Here is a 19,363-nt window from a genome sequence, read left to right as displayed (position 1 = left end):
TGTATGAACGCAAAAAATCCTCATGAACCCCAACCCGATGACGCTGCGCCCGTCCGATACGGTCGCTACCGCCGCCGACCGCATTCTCAAACACCATCTACGCCACCTGCCCGTGGTGGACGAACAGGGCTGCTATTTGGGCACGTTCAGCATTTATTCGCTGCTGAAACTGACCCTGCCCAAGGCGGTGCTGGACAAACACGGACTCGATAACGTGTCCTTCATCACCGAGAATCTCGTGGATCTGGCGCAGCGCCTGGGCGGACGTCGCGAGGAGCCGGTGCGGAACTGGCTGAACATTCATGAGGTCGCGCATCCCGACACACCCGCCATGGAAGTGATGTTGCTGATGTTGCACGGGCGCACCACCAGCGTGCCGGTGGTGGATAAGACGAACAATCGCTTGGAGGGCATCATTTCCTTCTGGGACGTATTGGAAAAACTGATGGGGGAGAGCGCCTGAATGCACGGATCGGAAGCAGGTGCGACATCAGTGCTATTTGGCCTGAACCCGATGTGGGTCGCGGCCATTCTGTTTGCGATCACCTACGTGGTGGTCATGACCGAAAAGGTCAACCGGGCCATCGTCTCCCTGTTGGCGGCGGGCTTGATGATCGTGCTCGGCGTTCTTAATCAGGAAGCCGCCATTCGCGGCATCGACTTCAATACCATCGGCCTGTTGATCGGCATGATGGTGATCGTCGCCATCACTCGCCAATCCGGGGTATTCCAGTTCATGGCGATTTGGGCGGCCAAGAAGGTCGATGCCCGACCCTGGGGCATTCTGGTGATGATTGCGCTGGTCACGGCGGTAACCTCGGCGCTTTTGGATAATGTGACCACCGTGCTACTGGTGGCGCCGGTCACTTTGCTGATCACCGAAGAACTCAAGGTCAGCCCGTATCCCTATCTGTTCGCGATGATCTTCTCGTCCAACATCGGCGGCACGTCCACTCTGATCGGCGATCCGCCCAACATCATGATCGGCTCGGCCACCGGGCTGACCTTCAACGATTTCGCCTATAACCTGCTGCCGGTCATCGTCGTCATCATGGCGGCGACCCTGATTCCCATCTACTTCATCTGGGGTCGGCATCTCAAGGCCGCCCCGGAAGATCGTCAACGGGTGATGCAATTCAACGAACGCGAGGCCATCACCGACCCGCGCCTGCTCAAGCAGTGCCTGAGCGTCATCGGGCTGGTGATCGGCGGTTTCGTCTTTGCCAAGGCGCTGCATCTGGAAGCCGCCACCGTCGCCATGACCGGCGCCGCGCTGTTGCTGCTGCTGGCCAATCTCGGCCGCGACGCCGAACACCAGAGCAAGCATGTCCTGGATGCCTTCAACGAAGTGGAATGGATCACCATTTTCTTCTTTGTCGGTCTGTTCATCGTGGTGCATGGCGTGGATAGCACCGGCCTGCTCAAGCTGCTGGCCGACAAGATGCTGGCCTTGACCGGCGGCAACCTGACCGCAACCTCCATGATCATTCTGTGGTCCTCGGCCATTCTGTCGGCAATCATCGACAACATTCCCTTCGTCGCCACCATGATTCCGCTGATCAAGGCCATGGCCCCGACCTTCGGCGGGCCGGAAGGTTTGATGCCACTGTGGTGGGCGTTGTCGCTGGGCGCCTGTCTGGGCGGCAACGGCACCCTGATCGGGGCCAGCGCCAACCTGGTGGTTGCCGGCTTCGCCGAACGGGCCGGCCAGCCGATCCGCTTCATGCAATACACCCTGATGGCCTTCCCGATCATGCTCATGTCCATCGCCATCAGCATGGTCTATCTGTATTGGCGGTATCTCTGAGCCTTGATCCGCCACCATGAGCACGAAGCCCAGCTCCGCGAGTCACGGCGGTCAGCTCGCCACCATCACGATCGCGGCGATCGGCGTGGTGTATGGCGACATCGGCACCAGTCCACTGTATGCCATGCGCGAGTGTTTCAGTGGCAGCTATGCCGTCTCACCCACCCGCGACAATGTACTGGGCATTCTTTCCCTGATCTTTTGGTCGTTGATCATTGTGATTTCGATCAAATACATCATTTTCGTCATGCGCGCCGATAACCGGGGCGAAGGGGGTATTCTGGCGCTGATGGCGTTGGTCCTTCATCATTTTGGAGGCACCGATCGACAACGCCATCGGCTGATCATGATGGGGCTTTTTGGAGCTACCTTGTTCTACGGAGATGGCGTGATCACACCGGCGATTTCGGTGCTCAGCGCGGTCGAGGGTCTGCACCTCGCCACGCCGGTGCTGACGCCCTATGTGATTCCCATCACAGTGCTGATCCTGGTCGGTCTGTTCGCGCTACAAAGCCACGGTACCGCCAGGGTCGGCGCCTTTTTTGGGCCGGTCATGCTGCTTTGGTTCGCGATCCTGGCCTTGTTGGGTCTGATCAACATGATGAAGGCCCCCCAGGTGCTGGCGGCGTTCGATCCCGAGTATGCCATGCGTTTTTTTCGCGACTAACCGGGGACACGGTTTTCTGGTGTTGGGCGCGGTGTTCCTGGTGATGACCGGCGGCGAGGCGTTGTACGCCGACATGGGGCATTTCGGCAAGTTGCCGATTCGGCTTGCCTGGTTCACCCTGGTTCTGCCCGCCATTTTGCTCAATTACCTGGGACAAGGCGCGTTGCTGTTGAGCAACCCGGATGCGATCGCCAACCCTTTTTATCTGTTGGCGCCATCCTGGGCGCTGTATCCGCTGGTGGCGCTGGCCACGATCGCGACGGTCATCGCCTCGCAAGCGGTGATTTCCGGGGTGTTTTCCATGACCCGACAGGCGGTGCAACTCGGTTTCTGTCCGCACATCGAGATCCGGCATACCTCCGCAAGCGAAATCGGCCAGATTTACCTTCCCGGCGCCAACTGGGGCTTGCTGATCGGGGTGCTGGTGTTGGTGCTGGGTTTCGAATCCTCGTCCAATCTGGCGGCCGCCTATGGTATCGCGGTGACGATCACCATGGTGATCACCACGCTGTTGGTGCTGGTGCTGGCGCGGCGGGCCTGGGGCTGGAACGGCTTCAAGCTGGGCTTGGGTATCGTGTTCTTTCTCCTGGTGGATCTGGCGTTCTTCTCCGCCAACGCGCTCAAGATCGGGCATGGCGGTTGGATCGCCCTGCTGATCGGAGCGATCATTTTCACCCTGATGGTCACCTGGAAGGACGGGCGCGCATTGCTGAATCAGCGGCTACGTGAGAACGCCATGCCGCTGGATTTATTCCTGCAAAGCCTGACGCGGGGATCCACCCTGCGCGTGCCGGGCACGGCGGTGTTTCTGACCAGCACCCCCGACGGCGTACCGAACGCCCTGCTACACAACCTGAAGCATAACAAGGTCGTGCATGAACGCCTGGTGTTGCTGACCGTGGTGACGGAGGAGATTCCGCGCGTGGAAGATCGAGATCGGGTGACCGTGCATTGTTTGGGGTCCAACACCTATCGGATCATCATTCGCTACGGCTTCACCGAAGATCCCGACCTGCCACACGCCCTGGCGCTTTGCGAGCCCTATGGACTCAGCTTCGAGATGATGGACACCACCTTCTTCCTGGGACGTGCGACGCTCATTCCCACGGACCGCGCCGGGATGGCGCTGTGGCGCGAAAGACTGTTCGCCAACATGTTTCGCACCGCCACTCGTCCGATGGATTTCTTTCGCATCCCGTACAACCGGGTGGTGGAATTGGGCACTCAAGTCGAGTTATAGCCGGGTTTACCGGCGCCATCGGCTGGGGTATTCGTACTTGCGATATCGGTAATTGCCTCCAGATAAATTGCACTGGTATTTCATCATGCTGGACGGAAGACCCCTACTCCTGCATCACCCCGGCGTCCTGGCGGCGCTGGGAGCGGCGCTGTTGTTCGGCGCGGGCACGCCGCTTGCCAAAAGCTTGCTGGCCAGCGCCGATCCGTGGCTGCTGGCCGGATTGCTCTATCTCGGCTCGGGTTTGGGGCGTGAGCGGCTACCGTTGGCTGCGCCGTGCGCCCAAGCCTACCTTGTCGCCAAGCGAATGGCTGTGGTTGACCGGCGCGATGACCGCCGGCGGGGTCGTGGGACCGGTACTATTGATGTTCGGTCTGACCGGGATGCCGGCAACGGGTGCGTCGTTGTTGCTCAACGCCGAAGGGGTGTTCACCACGCTGCTGGCCTGGTTCGCGTTCCGGGAAAATTTCGATCGCCGCATCGTGCTGGGCATGGCCGCCATCGTCGCTGGCGCGGTGGTGTTGAGCTGGCCGGGCGATGCCAGCTTCTCCGGGGTATGGCCGGCCTTGGCCGTGCTCGGCGCCTGCCTGGCTTGGGGCATCGATAACAACCTGACCCGCAAGGTTTCGTTGACCGACGCGACCTGGATCGCCGCGATCAAGGGACTGACGGCGGGCGGCGTCAACCTGACGATGGCGGTCCTGCTCGGCGCGAACTGGCCGTCGTTGCCGACGGTTGCCGGCGCCTTGGCGGTGGGGTTTTTCGCCTACGGCGTCAGCCTGGTGTTGTTCGTCATCGGCCTGCGTCAGCTCGGTGTCGCCCGCACCGGCGCGTACTTCTCGGTGGCGCCGTTCCTCGGCGCGGTGCTGGCTATCCCGTTGCTGCATGAATCGGTCGGCATCCAATCATGGATCGCTGGAACGTTGATGGCCATCGGCATCTGGCTGCATCTGACCGAACGGCACAGCCACCCGCATCGCCATGAAGCGCTCGAACACGAGCACGAGCACACCCACGATGAGCATCATCGGCACGCGCACGACGAATCCTGGTCACCGGCCGGTCGTCACTGTCACCGCCATCGACACGAACCCATCACCCATACCCACCCACACTTTCCCGATGCGCACCATCGGCATGGTCATTGAAGTCGGCGGCGCTATCCCGAATGCCCGCGGGCCAGAAGGGGATGGGACTGGGCGGAACGCCGGCCGCGATGGGGAGAGCGACGCGGACCGGCGCTGCGCTCATCTCGCTCCAGTATCGCCGCCCAGCACGATGGTCTCGTCGCTCAGCGCGGCTTCCACCTGCTCCAGGGTGTGCCGCCAGACTTGCTCGTCGTCGGCGAATCGCGCCGCGATGGTTCGGAACTGCTCGGCGCATTCCAGAAAGGCATCGACGATGTCCGGGTCGAAATGCTGGTCCCGGCCCTCCCGGATCATCGCCACCGCCTGTTCGTGCGGCAGGGCCGGTTTGTAGATCCGCCGGCTGATCAAGGCGTCGTACACGTCGGCCACCGCCATCAACCGCGCCGACAGCGGAATCTGTTCGCCCCATAATCCTTCGGGATAGCCGCTGCCGTCCCATTTTTCCTGATGGGAATAGGCGATTTCCCGAGCGAAGCGCAGGAAGGAATCGGGGGTGTCGAGATACCGCTCGGCGGCCGCGATGGCATCGCGCCCCAACGCGGCATGGGTCTTCATGATCTCGAATTCGTCCGGGGTCAATCGGCCCGGCTTGAGCAGGATTCGATCGGGAATCCCCACCTTGCCGATATCGTGCAACGGCGCCGACTTGAACAGCAGTTCGATGGTTTCGTCGTTCAGGGCGGCGGTGAAGCGGGGGTGATGGCGAAGATGCTGGGCCAGCACTCGGACATAGTGCTGGGTGCGGCGGATGTGGTTGCCGGTGGCGTTATCGCGGGTTTCCGCCAGCGAAGCCATCGCCATGATGGTGACTTCCTGAATCGCCATCACCTCGCGACTGCGGCGCCACACCTCCGCCTCCAGATAAGCGTTGCGGTCTTGCAGGAATTGCCGGGCGCGTTTCAGTGTCAGATGCGTTTCGACCCGGGCTAACACGATCGGCGGGCTGATCGGTTTGGTGATGTAGTCCACCGCGCCCAGATGCAGGCCGAATTCCTCGTCTTCCACTTGGACCTTGGCGGTAAGGAAGATCACCGGAATGTCGGCGGTGTGGGGATCGATCTTGAGCCGCTCGCAGACTTCGTAACCATCCATGCCTGGCATCATGATGTCCAGCAAGATCAGATCGGGCCGTGGCTGGCCGGCGGCGATGGCCAGGGCGCGTTCGCCGTTGTTGGCGGCCCGGACCTTGTAGCGATCCTTGAGCAGGGTGCTGAGCAGGGCGATGTTGTCCGGCGTGTCGTCCACCACCAGAATGGTTTGGCGTTCCGAGTAGAGGCTGTGGTCACTCATGGGGTCCTCGCGGGTCAAGCGGATGCTTCGAGCGACGCCATCATCGTCCGCAACTGGGTCAGCGCCTCGTCGAAGGCATAGTTGAGGATGGCCTGTTCCATGGCCCGGAACGACGCCGGCGGCAGGCAGGCTCGCAGCCGTGCCCGGTGCTCGTGCAGGTACTCCACCGCCTCGGCGTCATCGTCGCGCAGCAGAGTTTCCAGGCCGGCAAGTAGCGTCCGGGCTTGATCGTGGTCCCGTGGCATCGCGGTCGCCGCCGCCCGAGTGTCCGGCCCGGCCGTGGGATGCGCCAGCGCGGTCCGCAGCGGTTCCAGCAGGGCGGCCATGCTCCCTTCGGTTTGTCGTAGCAATGTTTCAACTTCTCGCGGCGCGACATCGTTCCGAATCGCCTGCTCCAGCACGGCGACCGGTGCTTGCACCGCCTCCGCGCCGATGGTGCCGGACACGCCCTTGAGCGTGTGCGCCAGCCGCTCCGCCGTCTCCCGGTCGCCGGCCGCCAGCGCCGCGCGAATCCGGGCCGGCGCATCGCCCTGACCGTCCAGGTACTTGCCGAGCAGTTCGCGGTATAGCCGGGAGTTACCGCCCGACCGCCGCAGTCCGCTGACGGTATCCAGCCCGGCCACCACCGGCAGCGCGGTTTCCTCCCCGACGGTCCCTGCGGCGGTCGTTGCGAGCACGGGATTTTCCGCGGCCGACACCTTGCGCCCGACCCAACGCAGCAGGGTGCGAAACATCGCCTCCGGCTCGATCGGTTTGGCGATGTGGTCGTTCATGCCGGCATCCAGACAACGCTGCCGCTCCTCGATCAACGCGTGGGCGGTCATGGCGATGATCGGCAACTGGTGGAAACGGTCGTCGGCGCGCAGATGGCGGGTGGCCTGATAACCGTCCATCCGAGGCATCTGCAAATCCATCAGGATCAGATCGTAAGGCTGCTCGTCGTCCAGGCTGGCCAGCGCCTGTTCCACCGCCTCCCGACCATCGTTGGCCACCGTGACCCGGGCACCGGCGCCGTACAGCAGCTCGACGGCGATCTGCCGGTTGAGGTCGTTGTCCTCGACCAGCAGGATGCGGGCGCCATCCAAGCGGAAGCGCCGCTCGTCCGACTCCTCGCGCGGGGGCGAACCATCCGACGAGGGCGCGAACAGCGCCAGCAGGGTCTCCAGCAATAGCGAGATATTCAGCGGCTTGACCAGAAAATCGTCCGCGCCCGCCGCCTCGGCCTGGACCCGCAGTTCCTCGCGCCCGAAGGCGGTCAGCATCACCACTCGCGGCGGATGCGTCAGGACGGAGTCGCACTTGATCCGCCGGATGGTCTCGATGCCGTCCATTTCCGGCATTTTCCAGTCCACGAAGACCAGTCGGTAGGGATCGTCGGCGTCGGCCTGCCGTAACGCGGCGATGGCTTCGCCGCCGCTCGCCAGGGTCTCCACCCGCAAAGAGGCGCCGCGCAGCGCCTCGCCCAGAATTTCCCGAGCCGCCGCGTTGTCGTCCACCACCAGGGTCCGCATGCCGTCGAAGACCGCCGGCAACGCGCGCCGCGCGCTCCAGGCGGTCTCGCCGAGGCCGAAGCGCGCCGTGAAGGTGAAAATGCTACCGGCGCCCGGCGTCGATTCCACCCCGATGGCGCCACCCATCAATTCCACCAACCGCTTGCAGATGGTCAGACCCAGACCGGTGCCACCGTATTTGCGGGTGATCGAACCGTCGGCCTGGGTGAAGGCTTGGAAGAGTCGGGCGCTCTGCTCGGGATTCATGCCGATGCCGGTATCGCGCACCTCGAAGCGCAGCCGGACCCGGTGGCCGACCTGCTCCAGCAGTCGGACCGTCACGCCGATCTGGCCGTGCTCGGTGAACTTGATGGCGTTGTTGAGCAGATTGATCAGAATCTGCCCCAGCCGCAAGGGATCGCCCCTCAAGCGCTGCGGGATGCCGCCAGGCACATGGAACAGCAACTCCAAGCCCTTGTCGTGGGCCTTGGGAGCCACCATGGTCGAGACCGCGCCGAGCACCTCGTCGAGGGTAAAACCGATGCGTTCCAGCGCCAACTTACCGGCTTCGATCTTGGAGAAATCGAGGATGTCGTTGATGATACCCAGCAGCGAGAGGCTGGCATTGTGGATTTTTTGCACGTAATCGCGTTGCTTGGCACTCAGCTCGGTTCGCAGGCAAAGATGCGCCATGCCGATGATGGCGTTCATCGGCGTGCGGATCTCATGGGACATGTTGGCCAGAAACATGCTCTTGGTCTGGGTGGCCGCCTCGGCCTGCTCCTTGGCCTTGAGCAATGCCGCCTCAGCCTGCTTGAGCGGGCTGATGTCCACGATCACTCCCACCAGGCCACCCGGCGAACCGTCCGGATTGCGAAAGCCGCTGACCGCGTACAGGGTATGATGCGGCCGGCCGTCGGCGAAAACGATGACGGTTTCCCGCATGATCCGCCCCACCTCGCGGATCACTGCTTCGTCTTCCCGCTGGTAGAGTCGGCGGTCTTCGTCCGCAAGGGATTTGAGATCCAGCACCCGGCGGCCAACCAGGGACTGGCGCGGAGTGGCGAACGCGGCTTCGTAGGCGTGATTGCAACCCAGGAAACGGCTGTCCGGCCCCTTATAGAAGATCGGGTTGGGAATATTGTCCACCAGCGCTTCCAGCAGGGCGATCTGGTCGGCCAGCTCGCGGGTCCGTACCGCCACCTTGCCTTCCAGATCACGGCGGCTGGCCAGCAGCATCTGCCGCATCTCTTCCTGCGCCCCGAACAGCGCGTCGATTTCCCGCCAGGAAGGCTCGAACGCCACCGGTCGATCCAGATCCAGGCGGCCGATGCGCGTGCTGGCGCCCATCAGCATCTCGACCGGTCGCGCCACCCGCCGAGCGACGTGGCGCGACAACAGAAACGCCACCAGCAACAGAGCGACGAACAAAGCCGCCAGCGCCAGCGCGTCGGCGGCGCCGATCGGCACGAAATCGCGGCGCGGCGCGACGGTGACCACCAGCAGTTGCCGATTACCGAAGCGGACCGGCAGGAAGAAGCCGAGCCACCGCGCGCCGGCGGCGACGAAGAACAGCACGTTCTCCGTCGGCTGGCCATCAGCCCGCCACTGCTCGAATGCCTCGGCCAGATGCGGCAGGTCGTTCTCGGCGGCGGTTTTCAGGACGCTGGCGCGGATTTGTTCGTCGTTCTCGAAACGGGGATGCCGCGGCAGGCCGAGTAGGTGGCTGTCGGGCGTCATGATCGCTACCTGGCCGTTGGCGCTGGTGTTGACTGACTGGGTGAAACGCGACAGGTCGAACAACTTCACGTCCAGGGCCAGCACCCGCAACTGGCCAGTATGGGGATCGTGCCAGTGGGTCGAGACGGTGATGCCCAGCTCGCGGGTGGTGAAAAACTGATAGGGCTCGGTCCAATGCAGCTCGCCATCCCGCGTCAGCACCAGCGCGCCCTGATACCAGGGACGGCGACGAGCGTCGTAATCGCGTTCCTGCCACTCGCCCTCGGTCAGCGGCGGCGGGCTGTCGCGCCAGGAAAAGATCCGCTGACGTTGGCCCCAGCGCTGTGGATCGCTGACCCGATTGCGCCATTCGCCGTTCGGCATTTTGAGCAGCAGGAATTCCCGGCCGCGCTCGTCGGCGAACAGCAGCGAGGTCACTCGGGGCTGGCTGGCGACGAACGGTTCGAACAGACCGTCGAAACCGTGCAGGTCGTCCAGGGTGAATTGTTCCCGCAAACCCCAACGGCGGGCGGTATCGATCATCCGCTCGATGTCTTCGAACAGCAGTTCGACGCGCTCGCCGGCGATCTCGGCGCCCTGGCGCAACTCGCTGGCCGCCAGCCGGTCGAACAACGGCGAGAGAATCAGGAAATACATGGCCAAGCCGAAGGCCAGCACGGTCAGACTGACCAGCAGCCAAGTTCGCCGAATCAGATCCTCACACAGGCTGGGCGAGGTTTTCACAATGAACGGCCCTGGACAGAAAGGAAGTCGGGCCAACCGATGGTGGACGCCAGCGCGGGCGCGGCCGGTCCTCGGGTCAAAGCATAACGCGGGGCCGGAATTGACGTCACCCGGACCGCAAACGCTCTAGAGATAGTAGAAAATCAGGCAGGCGCCCAACAACACGACCGCCCACAGCACCATGCTACCGGTCGGCCAAGTGGTGGCCAGCACGCCGTATTGGCCGTGATGGCGGGCCAATCCCGCGATCAACCTTTTCACGAGGTGTTCGACGGCGGTATTGAACGCTTCCCAACCTCGCGACACCGCTCCCCAGACACCAGTCGCGACAACGGGCATCAGCTTACGGTAGCCCCAATCGAAATCCAGGTTGACCGACCGTAGTTCCGGCGGATAAATACCAGTGCGCACCAGCACCGAAAACGCCAGCGCCGACCATGCGAGTAACTGAAGCTGGGTGACGACATGGGTGGTGGTGTACGGATCGAAGGCGATCGGATAGGGCAAAATGGCGTAGAGCGCCTCTGGAAAGACGCCGATTCCCACGCACAGCGCCGCCGCCAAGCCCATCGCAACCAGCATGTTGCGGGGCGCTTCCTCGCAGCGGATGCCACTGTCGTGGGCGAAGAAGGCGAAAAAGGGAATCTTGATGCCGGCATGATGGAACACGCCAGCCGAGGCAAACAGCAGAAACAGAAAGGAAACCCAGTGTCCTTCCCGCGCCGCCGCCTCCAGGATCAGCGATTTGGTGACGAAGGCGCTAAACAGCGGGAAGGCCGAGATCGACGCCGCGCCGACCATGCAAAGCCCGGCGGTGAGCGGCATGGATTTATACAGTCCGCCCAGTTCCGAACCGTTGACCGTGCCGGCGCGCAACAGCACCGCGCCCATGCTCATGAACAACAGCGCCTTGAACAAAATATCGGCGAAAGCGTGCGCCACCGCGCCGTCCAAACCCAGCGGCGTGCCGATGCCGACACCGACCACCATGAAGCCGAGCTGGTTGTTCATGCTGTAGGCCAACACCCGCCGCAGATCGTTTTCGATCACCGCATAGAAAATCGGGAACATCGCCATGAGCGTGCCGATGGTAATCAGGCTTTCGGTGCCGGCGAAGCCGCGTGCCAAGGCGTAAATCGCCATCTTGGTGGTGAAGGCCGACAGCAGCACGGTGCCGGTCACGGTGGCTTCCGGGTAGGCGTCCTGCAACCAATTGTGCAGCAGCGGGAACGCGGCCTTGATGCCGAAGGCGATGAAAATCAGCCAGCCGCCCGGACTGTCCAGCCCCAAGTGCTCGAAAGTGATCGAGCCGGTGGCCCGCAAGTGGACGATCACTCCGGCCAGCAACAGCACGCCGGAACCGATTTGCGCCAGCAGATAGCGCATGCCGGCGTGATAAGCCCGTTGGGTGCGCCGCGCCCAGATCAGAAACACCGAGGAAACGGCCGCCAATTCCCAGCAAATGAACAAGGTGACTAGATCGCCCGCCAGCACCGCGCCCACCGCCGCTCCCGGATACAACAAACCCGCGACCTGCTGCACCGGATCATCCAGCCGCCAGGCATAGATGATCGCCAATAGCGCGGCGATATGAAAAACCAGTGCAAAAGCAAAGCTCAAGCCATCCAGCCGCAGGGTCGTCAGGGTCAGGTCGAATAATTCGATCCTCGCATACTCGCCGTAAGGCAAACCCCATAATTGCAGCGCGCCGAGAACGGGCAGCGCCAGCATGAACAGATTGCGGGCACGGCCTTGCGGCGCGAGCAGCGCCAGCAAGGAGCCGCCAATCAGAATCAGCGCCGGGTTGAGGCCGTCAATCACCGTAATAATCCTCGTCCCGCTTCACGACCTTGCGCATCTGCTTGGCTAGCAGCACCAGGGCGACGCAGCAAATGAAGCCGTACCAGGCAAAGAAGCCGAACCAACTCTCGAAACTGAAGGTCGCGTGCTTGTGATACAGCAAATCGCCAAGCAGCAGCACGATGCAGATCCCGACTAAGCCGTAAAAGAACTGGTCCACATGACGCGGCTCATCCAGCCAATATTTTTTTTTCTGGGCGGTCGGCGTCGGGCGATGGAGCGGTCATGCAAACCTCTCAGCGAACGGTAATCGGCGCGAGCAGCGCGTACAGGGAATCGGCCTGGAAAAACAACCACAAACAGCCGAGGGCAGTCAGACACAAGGGCACCACGCAGGCCAGCGGCGCTTCGCGGATCGGGATTTGGGTCGCGCCGCCGGCCGGAGCCGCCGCGAAAAAGCCCCGCGCCGGAACCGGCAACAAATACGCCACGTTCAACAGCGAACTGAGCAACAACACCGCCATCAGCGCCCACTGCTCGGCGTCGGCCGCGCCCACCAGCAGATACCACTTGCTCCACGATCCGCCCAGCGGCGGCAGACCGATGATGCTGAGCGCGCCGATCAGGAAGGCGCCGAAGGTGAAGGGCATCGCCCGGCCCAGCCCGTCCAACTGGCTGACTTCGGTCTTATGCGCGGCGGTGTAGATCGCGCCGGCGCAAAAGAACAGGGTGATCTTGCCGAAAGCGTGCATGACGATCTGCATCGAACCGCCGATCACGCCCATCGAGGTCGCCAGCGCCGCGCCCAGCACCACGTAACCCAACTGACTGACGGTCGAATAGGCCAGCCGCGCCTTGAGATTATCCTTGGTTAAGGCCACGAAGGACGCCAGCAACACGGTCAGCGCCGCCACCCACATCAACCAGCTCGATGCGCCGGTATCCTTCAGAAAATCAATGCCGAAGACATAAACGATGACTTTCAGCACCGAGAATACCCCGGCCTTCACCACCGCCACCGCGTGCAGCAGCGCGCTGACCGGCGTCGGCGCGACCATCGCCGCCGGCAACCAGCGGTGAAACGGCATCAACGCCGCCTTACCGATCCCGAACATGTACAAGGCCAGCAGCACATTCACCAGCGGGCCATCGATCTTACCCGCCAAAATCCCGCCCGGCGCGAACTCCAAAGTACCGGCGACAACCCAGGTCCAGACGATGGCCAGCAGCAGAAAGCCGATCGAGGTACCGACCAAGATGCCGAGATACAGCCTGCCGGCTTGCTTGGCTTCCTCAGTGCCCTTGTGGGTGACCAACGGATAGGTCGAAAGGGTCAGCGCCTCGTAGAAGATGAACAGGGTCAGCAGATTGCCGGCGAAGGCGATGCCGATGGTACTGGCGATGGCGATGGCGAAACAGATATAAAACCGGGTCTGATGTTGTTCCTGGTTGCCGCGCATGTAACCGATGGAATAGAGCGAGTTCAGCGGCCACAGCAGGGCAGCCACACAGGCGAAGGTCATGCCCAGGGGCTCCACGCTCAGCCGCAGCGGCAGGCCAGGGGCGAATTCGAGCAAATCCACCGTGGGGCGGGCGCCGGTCGCCACCGCCGGCAGCAGGGAAAACACCACGCCCAGCAGCAGCAGCGACCCCAGCAGGGTCGCCCCCTCCCGCCAGTCGGGCCGGCCGTCGTTGAGGGCGATGAAGAATGCGCTCAGGAGCGGGATGAACAGCGCCAGCGGCAGGATGGTTTCGGAGTTCATGGCCCCACTCCCAGCAGCGCTTCCGCCGCGCGACGGGCCACCCCCGCGTTCAGCGAGGTATCAAGCCCGAAATAAAGGTTGGCCAGCGCCAAAGTCCAGGTCGGCACCAGCAGCGCCAGCGGAGCCTCGCCGGTCGTCGCGCGACCCTCCGGCGCGGGCTGAAAGTAGGCCGTCTCCACCACTCGCCAGATGTAGACCACCGCCAGCAGCGAGGTGAACAACACCAACAGCGCCACCGGCCACCAGCCTCGCTCCAACGCGCCAAGGATCAGGTACCACTTGCTGACGAAACCCGCCGTCATCGGCACCCCGATCAGACTCAGGCCGCCGATCACGAACGCGCCCATGGTCCAAGGCATGATCCGACCCACCCCGGCCATGCGATCGAGACTGACGGCGCCGATCCGAAACGACACACAGCCAAGCGCCATGAACAGCGTCCCCTTCATCAGGGCGTGGTTGAACAGGTGCGAAATGGCGGCGGTCAGGCCGGTAACCGACACCAGGCTGATGCCCAGGATCATATAGCCGATCTGGGCCACGCTGGAATAGGCCAGCATCCGCTTGACGTTGGTCTGGAAAATCGCCACCACGGAGGCGCTGAAAATCCCCGCCAGGGCCAGCGGCAGCAGGATGGCGTCCAGACGCATGGTCCCAAAAGAGAACTGGGCGCCGAAGATGGTGAAGAAAAACCGCAACAGCACATAAATCGCCACCTTGGTGGCCGTGGCGGCCAGGAACGCGGTAACCGCCGAGGGCGCGTAGGCGTAGGCGTTGGGCAACCACAAATGCAGCGGAAACAGCGCCAGCTTGAGGCTGATGCCGATGGTCAGAAAGGCGAAGGCGGCGCGCACGGTGCGGGTATCGGCCACCGCCGGCAGGCGCGCGGCCAGGTCGGCCATGTTGAGGGTGCCGGTCATCACGTACAAAAAGCCGATGCCGATCAGGATGAAGGTGGCGCCGATGGTGCCCATGATCAGGTACTGATAAGCGGCGGTCAACGCGCGACGATCACGACCGATGCTGATCAGCACGTAGCTGGACAGCGAGGAAATTTCCAGGAACACGAAGACATTGAAGGCGTCGCCGGTGACGATCATCCCCAGCAGGCCGGTCAGGCACAACAGATAGGTGGCATAGAACCAGGGCTGCTTGCTTGCCGGCAGGCGGATACGCTGTTCCACCACGGTCCGCGCGAACGCCATCACCACGGCGCCGATCGCCGCCACGATCAGCAACATGTAGGCGTTGGCGGCATCCACCCGGTATTCGATGCCCCAGGGCGCCGGCCAACCACCCATGGCGTAGGAAATCACGCCCTGCGCCAACACCCGGTCCAGCAGCAGCGCGGCGATCAGCAGACAGAGCGCGCAAGTCACCATGGCCAGCAACCAGACCGCCCGGCCGGGACGCAGCAGCGCGCACAGTGGCGCGGCGATCAGAGGAACGACGACCTGGAGTACGGGCAGATGTTCGGTCACAGGGCCTCGTCTTCGCTTTGGGCGTGGATCTCGTCTTCCTCGATGGTGCCGTAAGCCTCGTGGATGCGCACCACCAGCGCCAGACCCAGCGCCGTGGTGGCGATGCCCACCACGATGGCGGTCAGAATCAGCACATGAGGCACTGGATTGCTGTAGATCGTCGCCATCCCGGTCAGAATGGGGGCGGTGCCGCCGGCGATCTTACCCATGCTGATGTAGAGGATGAACACCGAGGTCTGAAAGATGTTCAGCCCGACCAGCTTCTTGACCAGATTGCCCCGCGAGATGACCACGTAGAAACCGCACATCATCAACACGATGAAAATCCAGTAATTGTACAGCCCGAGGATTTGCATTTTCTTTGTTGTCCTCAACCATCTTCGCAATGCGGCGGATCGCGGCGCCGGGACGCTTCAGCCGTCGCTCGGCATCGTCGAATCCTGGGTCCGAGCTTGCCCGCTAAACCCCGCATCCTGCAACTCCCGTCTCCGACCTCTCACCGACCTCGACCGGCAAAAGCGTAGAAAATGGAGATCATGACCGACGCCACCGTGATGCCGACACCCAGTTCCACCAGCAAAATCCCCAGATGCTGGCCATGCACCGGATCGTGCGAATCCAGCACTCCGTAATCCAGGAAGGCGCCGCCCAGCAACATGCCGGCCACCCCCACGCCCGCGTAAATCAGCACGCCCAGGGAAACCCCGACGCGCAGCAACCACGGCGGCATGATCCGTCGAGCGTTGTCCAGCCCGTATACCAGCGCGTACAGCACGAACCCGGCCGCGAAGATCACGCCGGCCTGAAACCCGCCGCCCGGCCCGAAATCACCGTGAAACTGCACGTACAGGGCGAACAGCAGAATCAGCGGCAGCAGCAGCTTGGTGATCAGGCGGGGCACCGAATACTGCTGCATCAGGCGTCTTCTTCTTCGCGATCGGGGCGGGGCGGCTCCTCGGAGCGGCGGCGGCGGCGCGCGCCGCCGATCAGCAGCAGCACGCCAATCGCGGCGGTGAACACCACGGTGGTCTCACCCAGCGTGTCGTAGCCGCGATAGCTAGCCAGCACCGAGGACACCACATTGGGAATACCGATCTCCTCGGCGGAATCCTCAAGATAGCGCGGCGCCACATGCTGGTGGATCGGATTGCCGGGATCGCCGTAATGGGGGATGTCGGAAGTACCGTAGATCAGAGCCGCGCCGGTGACCAACACCACCAGCAGCGGTAACAGCGGCTTGTGCGCGCCGGGGGTCTTCTCGCGACTGGTGGTCAGCGCCAGCGTGCCCAGCATGAACACGGTGGCGACCCCGGCGCCGACCGAGGCTTCGGTGAACGCCACATCCACGGCGTCCAGCACCACGAACAGGCTGGCCGACAGCAGGCTGTAAATACCGAAAAGCATCACCACGGCGAACAGATCCCGCAATCGGATCACCGCCAGCGCAGTGACCACCAGCAGGCTCAGCAACACAATGTCGACTAGGATTTCGATGGCGGCGCATCCTCGTGCAAGAGCGGTCGGGGATTCTGGGGATCGGACAGCGCGGCCTTGACCAGAGCGTGGGTGGCGGTAGGGCTGGTGAACCACAAGAACAACAGGATCAACAGCAACTTGGCGCTAACCAAGGTCCAACCGCCCTGCAACATCAAACCCAGCAGGATCAGGCCGGCACCCATCGTATCGGTAATGCCGGCGGCGTGCAGGCGGGTGTAGAAATCCGGCAGGCGCAGTAGGCCGACGCCACCGACGATCACGAAAAACACGCCACCGAGCAGCGCCAGCCAGCTCAGTCCATCGATCAGCCCAGCCATCTAGAGATCGTCCGGTTCGTCGGGGACATTGCGTGGCCAACCCATGTCCCCGTAGCGGATGAATTTGAGCACGGCGATGGTGCCGATGAAGTTGATCAGGGCATAGACTAGCGCGATGTCCATGAAGTCGGGACGCCCGCTCATGAATCCCAGCACGGCGATGATCAGCACGGTCTTGGTGCCGAAGGCGTTGACCGCCATGATGCGATCGTAGACGGTCGGTCCCATCAACGCGCGTGCCATGGCCAAGACCATGCACGCCAGGATACCGCATGCCGTGGCGGCAAACATCAGGGGGTTCCCCGTTCCAACCCGGCAACCCGCCGATCCATATCACCCGCCAACAGGTCATCGGCCCCCTCGCGGGTCAGTGCGTGGACTTCCAGGCTGTCGCCGCTCAGCGAGGTGGTCACCGTGCCCGGCGTCAGGGTGATGGAGTTGGCGTAAATTACCCGGCCCAGATCGCTGCGCTGACTGGGTTTGAGGGTGATCAGCATGGGAGCGATCGGCAGTTTGGGGTCGAGGATGCGTTTGACGACATCGACGTTGGCCAACACAACCTGCCACAGCAGCCAAGGCCAATACCAGAGGAGTTGTGGGCCGAGCCGCGGACGCAGCGGTTGCTCCTCGGGATCGATCGTCTCGACCCGCCACGCCACGAACACCACCAAGGCGCAGGACAGCGCGCCGAAGCTCAACAGTAGGGAATTATCGAAGAAGCCTGACAGCAACAACCACAGGCCAAAGCAAATCAACCATAAGCTTAGCGCGTGCAGCATGTTCGCCCTCCGGTTCCTCGGTATGGTTTTCGGGCTCGTCGGTGCGTTTCATCGCTATCGCGAGCGGTCCGTTCCTCTTCCTGGTTCTTCGCCCAGAAGGAAGAAAATCAGGCAACCCCCTATTTTTCAAGGCCATTTCCCTAACTATCCAGGGATCAGGCGGGGGCGGAGGGCCAAGCCGTTTATTAATCTATAGCTTGCATCCCGACGGATGCAAGCCGATCGCGGCACGAGGTGCGCCGTCCGGGCCGAAATTCGAGGCCGTCCGCAAGAGGCCGATGGCCCACGCGGTCAGTTCAGATCGGGATCCCGAAAATAGCGGGCACCCCAGTCGGCCTGAGCCGACACGCCCTTGATATCCAGCCGATAGACCGTGATGCCAGGATCGCTGGAGGTGTCGGCCGGCGATCCAGAGGCCATGAAGCGACCCAGCGTTTCGGGGTTGCCGAACATCAACACCTGTCGGTACGGTTTGAGCTCGGCGCCGGGACCGACATCGGTTCGAGCCAACAACATGTACGCGGCCCGGTTCTTTTTGTCCAGAACCACGCCGCGCCCGTGCGTTTCCGACAGCACGGCGTTCAAGCCGTTGATCTCGAACACGCCGTAACCGGCGGCCTGGTCGAATTCGGCCCTGGCCGATGGCTTCAGCTTGAAGAGTTGGTCCAGGGTCTGATCGCGGACCTTGAGGATGGCCCGTTGTTGTTCCCGCTTGGCTTTCTGACTCAGCGCGCCGGAGGATTGCAATGCGTCGTCGGATACCGGAGGGGCGTTTACCGGCGGAGTGCTGGCGCAACCGCCCAGCACGGCGACCAACGCCAAACCGACCAGCGCGTGGGCAATGTGCCTGTCGGGCATGGTTCTTGCTTCCTTTCGGAGCCCCGGCGGCGGTTCAGTCATCGTCGGCGGACTGCAGATAGACGGTCACGTCGTAGCGCTCGCGCGGATACAGCGCCCGCGCCCTGCGGTACGCTTCTTCTTCGTCGCTGGCAACCACCGCGTCTTCGATGACCGGTCCACCGGCCAGTGGGGTGGCGTAGACTAGATACAGCGTCGGGCGTTGTCGGGTGGGCGTCTGGTGTCGGTGCATGTTCAACCTCTATCGCGATTGGCGTCCGCTCCCGAACAGGAGCGGCTTGACGCCGCCCGCTAGTATGCACCGCGCGGCTTTCGGACCCAAACCGACGGGTTTGTCTCACTGTCGGCGGCATGCCTTGGCTACTTACCGCCACCGCGCTTCGGATCGGCCCGTCGGCCGTTCGGCTCGCGCCGCGGCGGTCGCGGCGGGCGGTTCTTGGCCTCGTTGCTGAAGCGGAAGCGGCCAGCCAGCACGCAGCCTTTCATGCCCGGATCGCACGGTCGTCCCTGGACGTGCCCGCAGATGTTGTCGATTTCGTGGGGACAACCCCAACCACCAGCCATGATTTCGCCTCCAGGAAACGCACCGCGCCCGCCCGACCGGCAAGCCGACTGGGCGGCGCGCGCGGGAGCAGGCGGCTAGTTCGCCCGATAGTCCCAATGGTCCCGACCCGGACCGCGCCACGCCAAAGTGCGGGCAGCGCCCGGACCCAAATAGCGGCGGGTCAGATCGAAACTCGGCTCGCCGTGCCGATTGTAGCAAACC

Annotated in this window: 17 protein-coding genes and 2 pseudogenes; 4 read left to right on the top strand and 15 right to left on the bottom strand. The window is 63.0% G+C overall.

Translation table 11 applies throughout. The features are described from left to right. Nucleotides 1-22: 22 nt before the first annotated feature. The 4 genes and pseudogenes from E4P82_RS17040 (at nt 23) to E4P82_RS17025 (ending at nt 4,859) form a co-directional block, all read left to right on the top strand. On the top strand, nt 23-463 hold the full coding sequence (locus E4P82_RS17040; protein ID WP_169250003.1) for a CBS domain-containing protein: 441 nt from the start codon (nt 23-25) through the stop codon (nt 461-463). Next, a complete protein-coding gene (locus E4P82_RS17035; RefSeq protein ID WP_169250002.1) occupies nt 464-1,807 on the top strand; it encodes an ArsB/NhaD family transporter in 1,344 nt (447 codons plus the stop codon). 16 nt (nt 1,808-1,823) lie between these two features. Next, a pseudogene (locus E4P82_RS17030) lies at nt 1,824-3,714 on the top strand (potassium transporter Kup). Nucleotides 3,715-3,781: 67 nt separating this feature from the next. After that, nucleotides 3,782-4,859, top strand: a pseudogene (locus E4P82_RS17025) (DMT family transporter). A 99-nt stretch (nt 4,860-4,958) separates the two neighbouring features. Here E4P82_RS17025 and E4P82_RS17020 read toward each other — a convergent pair. From E4P82_RS17020 to E4P82_RS16950, 15 genes are all read right to left on the bottom strand, one after another. Continuing rightward, nucleotides 4,959-6,149 carry a response regulator gene (locus tag E4P82_RS17020; protein WP_169250001.1) on the bottom strand — a complete coding sequence of 397 codons (1,191 nt, stop codon included), beginning with the start codon at nt 6,147-6,149 and terminating at the stop codon, nt 4,959-4,961. Between the two features lie 14 nt (nt 6,150-6,163). Next, nucleotides 6,164-10,102 (bottom strand): hybrid sensor histidine kinase/response regulator, encoded by a 3,939-nt coding sequence (locus E4P82_RS17015; protein ID WP_169250000.1) that lies wholly within the window; start codon nt 10,100-10,102, stop codon nt 6,164-6,166. 126 nt (nt 10,103-10,228) lie between these two features. Continuing rightward, on the bottom strand, nt 10,229-11,923 hold the full coding sequence (locus E4P82_RS17010; RefSeq protein WP_169249999.1) for a Na(+)/H(+) antiporter subunit D: 1,695 nt from the start codon (nt 11,921-11,923) through the stop codon (nt 10,229-10,231). Then, nucleotides 11,916-12,122, bottom strand: a complete 207-nt coding sequence (locus E4P82_RS17005) for a hypothetical protein (protein WP_246327665.1) — start codon at nt 12,120-12,122, stop codon at nt 11,916-11,918. Before E4P82_RS17005 ends, E4P82_RS17010 begins: the two co-directional genes overlap by 8 nt. A 76-nt stretch (nt 12,123-12,198) precedes the next feature. Next, a complete protein-coding gene (locus E4P82_RS17000; RefSeq protein WP_169249998.1) occupies nt 12,199-13,665 on the bottom strand; it encodes a proton-conducting transporter transmembrane domain-containing protein in 1,467 nt (488 codons plus the stop codon). Continuing rightward, on the bottom strand, nt 13,662-15,146 hold the full coding sequence (locus tag E4P82_RS16995) for a monovalent cation/H+ antiporter subunit D family protein (protein WP_169249997.1): 1,485 nt from the start codon (nt 15,144-15,146) through the stop codon (nt 13,662-13,664). The genes E4P82_RS17000 and E4P82_RS16995 overlap by 4 nt, the downstream gene beginning before the upstream one ends. Further along, the gene (locus E4P82_RS16990) at nt 15,143-15,502 is read right to left on the bottom strand and encodes a cation:proton antiporter subunit C (RefSeq protein WP_169249996.1); all 360 of its coding nucleotides are present in this window, start codon (nt 15,500-15,502) and stop codon (nt 15,143-15,145) included. Before E4P82_RS16990 ends, E4P82_RS16995 begins: the two co-directional genes overlap by 4 nt. A gap of 140 nt (nt 15,503-15,642) precedes the next feature. Further along, nucleotides 15,643-16,062 (bottom strand): Na(+)/H(+) antiporter subunit B, encoded by a 420-nt coding sequence (locus E4P82_RS16985; protein WP_169249995.1) that lies wholly within the window; start codon nt 16,060-16,062, stop codon nt 15,643-15,645. After that, nucleotides 16,062-16,607 (bottom strand): DUF4040 domain-containing protein, encoded by a 546-nt coding sequence (locus E4P82_RS16980; protein WP_246327663.1) that lies wholly within the window; start codon nt 16,605-16,607, stop codon nt 16,062-16,064. Before E4P82_RS16980 ends, E4P82_RS16985 begins: the two co-directional genes overlap by 1 nt. Before the next feature lie 20 nt (nt 16,608-16,627). Beyond that, on the bottom strand, nt 16,628-16,960 hold the full coding sequence (gene mnhG / locus E4P82_RS16975; RefSeq protein ID WP_169249994.1) for a monovalent cation/H(+) antiporter subunit G: 333 nt from the start codon (nt 16,958-16,960) through the stop codon (nt 16,628-16,630). Further along, nucleotides 16,961-17,251, bottom strand: coding sequence for an MrpF/PhaF family protein (locus tag E4P82_RS16970; protein ID WP_169249993.1), 291 nt, complete (start codon nt 17,249-17,251; stop codon nt 16,961-16,963). It abuts the gene before it with no gap. Continuing rightward, nucleotides 17,251-17,739 carry a Na+/H+ antiporter subunit E gene (locus E4P82_RS16965; RefSeq protein WP_169249992.1) on the bottom strand — a complete coding sequence of 163 codons (489 nt, stop codon included), beginning with the start codon at nt 17,737-17,739 and terminating at the stop codon, nt 17,251-17,253. The genes E4P82_RS16970 and E4P82_RS16965 overlap by 1 nt, the downstream gene beginning before the upstream one ends. Before the next feature lie 291 nt (nt 17,740-18,030). Next, complete coding sequence (locus E4P82_RS16960) at nt 18,031-18,597, bottom strand: lipid-binding SYLF domain-containing protein (RefSeq protein ID WP_169249991.1); 567 nt, start codon at nt 18,595-18,597, stop codon at nt 18,031-18,033. A gap of 34 nt (nt 18,598-18,631) precedes the next feature. Continuing rightward, nucleotides 18,632-18,829: a hypothetical protein gene (locus E4P82_RS16955; protein WP_169249990.1), complete on the bottom strand. Its 198-nt coding sequence runs from the start codon at nt 18,827-18,829 to the stop codon at nt 18,632-18,634. 128 nt (nt 18,830-18,957) lie between these two features. Beyond that, nucleotides 18,958-19,161 (bottom strand): hypothetical protein, encoded by a 204-nt coding sequence (locus E4P82_RS16950; RefSeq protein WP_169249989.1) that lies wholly within the window; start codon nt 19,159-19,161, stop codon nt 18,958-18,960. Nucleotides 19,162-19,363 lie beyond the last annotated feature (202 nt).

Origin of the sequence: Candidatus Competibacter phosphatis, from assembly GCF_012939995.1 — a bacterium.
Classification (GTDB): Bacteria; Pseudomonadota; Gammaproteobacteria; order Competibacterales; family Competibacteraceae; genus Competibacter; species Competibacter phosphatis.
Note: the sequence above shows the minus strand (reverse complement) of the source record. Positions and strands in the feature narration are given on the sequence as shown.

What these genes read in the sequence shown, in the direction of transcription:
- E4P82_RS17040 (WP_169250003.1), top strand. Translation starts at nt 23, where the DNA reads ATGAACCCCAACCCGATGACGCTGCGCCCGTCCGATACGGTCGCTACC.
- E4P82_RS17035 (WP_169250002.1), top strand. Translation starts at nt 464, where the DNA reads ATGCACGGATCGGAAGCAGGTGCGACATCAGTGCTATTTGGCCTGAAC.
- E4P82_RS17020 (WP_169250001.1), bottom strand. Translation starts at nt 6,149, where the DNA reads ATGAGTGACCACAGCCTCTACTCGGAACGCCAAACCATTCTGGTGGTG.
- E4P82_RS17000 (WP_169249998.1), bottom strand. Translation starts at nt 13,665, where the DNA reads ATGAACTCCGAAACCATCCTGCCGCTGGCGCTGTTCATCCCGCTCCTG.
- E4P82_RS16990 (WP_169249996.1), bottom strand. Translation starts at nt 15,502, where the DNA reads ATGCAAATCCTCGGGCTGTACAATTACTGGATTTTCATCGTGTTGATG.
- E4P82_RS16985 (WP_169249995.1), bottom strand. Translation starts at nt 16,062, where the DNA reads ATGCAGCAGTATTCGGTGCCCCGCCTGATCACCAAGCTGCTGCTGCCG.
- mnhG (WP_169249994.1), bottom strand. Translation starts at nt 16,960, where the DNA reads ATGGCTGGGCTGATCGATGGACTGAGCTGGCTGGCGCTGCTCGGTGGC.
- E4P82_RS16970 (WP_169249993.1), bottom strand. Translation starts at nt 17,251, where the DNA reads ATGTTTGCCGCCACGGCATGCGGTATCCTGGCGTGCATGGTCTTGGCC.
- E4P82_RS16965 (WP_169249992.1), bottom strand. Translation starts at nt 17,739, where the DNA reads ATGCTGCACGCGCTAAGCTTATGGTTGATTTGCTTTGGCCTGTGGTTG.
- E4P82_RS16960 (WP_169249991.1), bottom strand. Translation starts at nt 18,597, where the DNA reads ATGCCCGACAGGCACATTGCCCACGCGCTGGTCGGTTTGGCGTTGGTC.
- E4P82_RS16955 (WP_169249990.1), bottom strand. Translation starts at nt 18,829, where the DNA reads ATGCACCGACACCAGACGCCCACCCGACAACGCCCGACGCTGTATCTA.
- E4P82_RS16950 (WP_169249989.1), bottom strand. Translation starts at nt 19,161, where the DNA reads ATGGCTGGTGGTTGGGGTTGTCCCCACGAAATCGACAACATCTGCGGG.